5 protein-coding genes are annotated in these 2,831 nt (G+C 62.8%); 3 read left to right on the top strand and 2 right to left on the bottom strand.

Features of this window, described 5'->3' with window-relative positions; translation table 11 throughout:
* On the top strand, nt 1-277 hold a 277-nt coding region (locus AC1D15_RS25410), incomplete at its 5' end, for a DUF411 domain-containing protein (protein WP_477828172.1).
* 13 nt (nt 278-290) lie between these two features.
* Nucleotides 291-641 carry a copper-binding protein gene (locus AC1D15_RS25405; protein ID WP_477828171.1) on the top strand — a complete coding sequence of 117 codons (351 nt, stop codon included), beginning with the start codon at nt 291-293 and terminating at the stop codon, nt 639-641.
* Nucleotides 642-967: 326 nt separating this feature from the next.
* On the opposite strand, the gene AC1D15_RS25400 is transcribed toward AC1D15_RS25405, so the two are convergent.
* Nucleotides 968-1,324 carry a winged helix-turn-helix transcriptional regulator gene (locus AC1D15_RS25400; protein WP_477828170.1) on the bottom strand — a complete coding sequence of 119 codons (357 nt, stop codon included), beginning with the start codon at nt 1,322-1,324 and terminating at the stop codon, nt 968-970.
* Entirely contained in the window at nt 1,321-1,911 is a 591-nt protein-coding gene (locus tag AC1D15_RS25395; protein WP_477828169.1) for a TetR/AcrR family transcriptional regulator, read from the bottom strand. The genes AC1D15_RS25400 and AC1D15_RS25395 overlap by 4 nt, the downstream gene beginning before the upstream one ends.
* A gap of 153 nt (nt 1,912-2,064) precedes the next feature.
* Here AC1D15_RS25395 and AC1D15_RS25390 point away from each other — a divergent pair, with 153 nt between their 5' ends.
* On the top strand, nt 2,065-2,817 hold the full coding sequence (locus tag AC1D15_RS25390; protein WP_477828168.1) for an SDR family NAD(P)-dependent oxidoreductase: 753 nt from the start codon (nt 2,065-2,067) through the stop codon (nt 2,815-2,817).
* Nucleotides 2,818-2,831: the final 14 nt, after the last annotated feature.

Below are 2,831 nucleotides of genomic sequence, written 5' to 3'. Positions count from 1 at the left end.
CGATACGACCGTGACCCGCAGACGCTACGGCCTGCCGGACAAGTTCGGCAGCTGCCATACCGGCATCGTCGATGGCTACGTCGTCGAAGGTCACGTCCCTGGTCCGGAGGTCAAGCGGTTGCTCGCAACACGACCCACGGCCATTGGCATCGCCGTACCGGGCATGCCGCCCGGTTCACCTGGCATGGAGGTCGGGGACCGCAAGGACCCCTATGACGTCTTCCTCATTGACAAGAGCGGTCGCGAGACCGTCTTCGCTCACTACCCGAAATCCTGAAGGAGTTCCCAAGATGAAGTTCAATCACGTGATTGCCGCAGTTCTGCTTGCCTCCGCCTTCGGCGCGCAAGCGCAGGCCTCCCCTGCTTCTGGTGTCGACCACTCGGCCCACCATGCGCCTGCTGCGTCCTCCGCTGCTGCTCCGTCCAGCGACGGCGAGGTTCGCAAGATCGACAAGGAGCAGGGCAAGGTGACCCTCAAGCACGGCCCAATTGGCAACCTCGATATGCCCGGGATGACGATGGTCTTCAAAGTTGCCGACCCGAAGATGCTCGACACCATCAAGGAAGGTGACAAGGTGAAGTTCTCCGCAGACCGGGTGAACGGTGCCATCACGGTAACCGACATCCAGCCCGCAAAGTAGCAGCGCCGAAGTACCGGGCCCTGGCGAAGAGCAAGGCCCGTTCTTCGTGGTGCTGTCGCTGCTGTTCTCGCAGCTGGCGGTGGCGCAGTACGTCTGCCCGCAACAGGCAGACGTCGGGATGATGGCCGCCATGATGGAGGCGGACGGGCACTCCGTGCGATGGCGCGTCCGCACGTCAGCCGCGTTAGCGTTCGTCCTCGGAGTCTCCAATGTCAAAACACGTCCTGCGCGCAGTCGCTCTGGCTGCCGCCTCGCTGCCGGCCGCCTGGGCCGTTGCGGCTTCACTTTCTCTCGACGACGCGGTTGACCTGGGGGGCCTTGGTTCCTCAGGTGCACAGCGGGATGATCGCGTCGGCCAAGCCGCGACCGAGTGGGGTCGGCGCATGGTCCACGCGCGGCGGTACTTCGTTGTAGCTTGTTCGCGCCTGCTCCCGATCGGCCTCCAGATCATTCAGCGGCTGGATGAGCACCTTGTCACTGACGCCCTCGACCGGTCGCTTCAGTTCGCCGCGGCGTCGCGACGGAAAAATCAAGGCCACGAACAAGCCATTCGAGGACCACTGCGTTCTCGGCATCAGGATCCGGGACGGCAGGCTGGCTACGATCCGCGAGTACATCGACACGCAGGCCACGGCGTGGGCCGCACGGATGGACGCGTCGGGGCCGGCATGGCCAAGCCTCACCGCTCGGGCTTGGCAGGTCGCTTGGCGACACCGCGACTCGGCGGATTCGGCAGGATGGCGCTGGCGACGATGTGGGATAGATGATCGGCCCGTGGCGCGAACGCCGGCAGGTCGACAAGCCAACCGAGCGCCGACATCAGGCCGAACAAGTCGTCCCCATTCATGTCGGTGCGCGCCTGCCCGTCGGCCTGTGCGCGAAGCAGCAGGCGCGCGCTCGCTGAGTGCACCGCTGCACACGCGGCATAAAGAGCGGACTCCGGGTTCGTGTGGGCGGCGGCCATCATGGCGACAACGCCTCGATAGCTCTGCGCGAACGCCATCCATTCGCGGAACCATGAAACGAGCGCCTCACCGGGTGCATCCGACTCCTCGAGTCCGCTTGCCGTCTGTACCAATGCGTCCAGGTGTGTGCACAGCAGCGCCTCGAACAAGTCTTCCCGCGTCGGGAAATGACGAAGCAGGGTGGCCAATCCGACCTCGGCCCGGCGCGCTATATCGCGCATGGATGCGTTGACACCGTGCTCGGCGACGACCTCTCGCGCGACCGCAAGGAGATGGGTTCGATTCTTCTGGGCGTCGGCTCGCATAGGCTCCTTGACAAACGGATCACTGATCCGTATATTTGGATCACTGGTTCGGATGCTAYGAATTTGAATCTGGATCGGTGATCCAAATGGTACTGCGCCTTGCACCAATCGGAACAGCGGCGCTGCGTCACCACACACGAAAGGTCAAGGATTGTGAAGAAACTAGAAGGCAAGGTTGCAGTCATCACGGGCGGAAGCAGCGGCATTGGCTTGGCTACAGCCAAGCGCTTCGTGGAAGAAGGTGCGCACGTCGTGATCACTGGGCGACGAGAAAAAGAGCTGGTGGAGGCTGCCGCCTCCGTCAAGAGAAACGTGACGACGGTCGTGGGCGACGTGTCGCGCCTGGAAGATCTGGACCGGCTCTATGCCGTCGTGAAGGAAAAACATGGTCACATCGACGTCCTCTTCGCGAACGCGGGCGCAGGGACAATCGCGCCGCTCGCGGTAGCTACCGAGGCGCATTTTGACCAGACCTTCGACGTGAACGTGAAGGGGCTGTTCTTTACGGTGCAGAAGGCCCTTCCCCTCTTCAAGGACGGCGGCTCGATCATCTTGAATTCGTCGGTCTCAAACGTGCTCGGGCTTCCCGGATTTACTGCTTACGCTGCGAGCAAGGCTGCCGTGCGCAACTTCTCGCGCGGTTGGACTTTGGAATTGAAGGACCGCCACATCCGCGTGAATTGTGTGAGTCCCGGAGCAATCGATACCCCGGCCTTGGCGACGACGACGGGCCTTACCGCTGAGCAGGCCGCGCAGGCGGTCGCACAGTTCACCACGCAGATCCCGATGGGTCGTAGAGGCGTCCCCGAGGAAATCGCGGCTGCAGTTGCGTTCCTCGCCTCTGACGAGAGTTCTTACATCACCGGTGTGGATCTCGCCGTCGATGGAGGCATGGCGCAGGTCTAATGCGAGAGTGCAGA

The organism is Rhizobacter sp. P2_H2 (assembly GCF_056403375.1).
The sequence above is the reverse complement of the archived record's forward strand: the minus strand, read 5'-3'. Positions and strand labels throughout refer to the sequence as shown.

Bases quoted from the DNA above. Each gene is read 5' to 3' on its own strand.
- AC1D15_RS25395 (WP_477828169.1), bottom strand. From the start codon at position 1,911: ATGCGAGCCGACGCCCAGAAGAATCGAACCCATCTCCTTGCGGTCGCG.
- AC1D15_RS25405 (WP_477828171.1), top strand. From the start codon at position 291: ATGAAGTTCAATCACGTGATTGCCGCAGTTCTGCTTGCCTCCGCCTTC.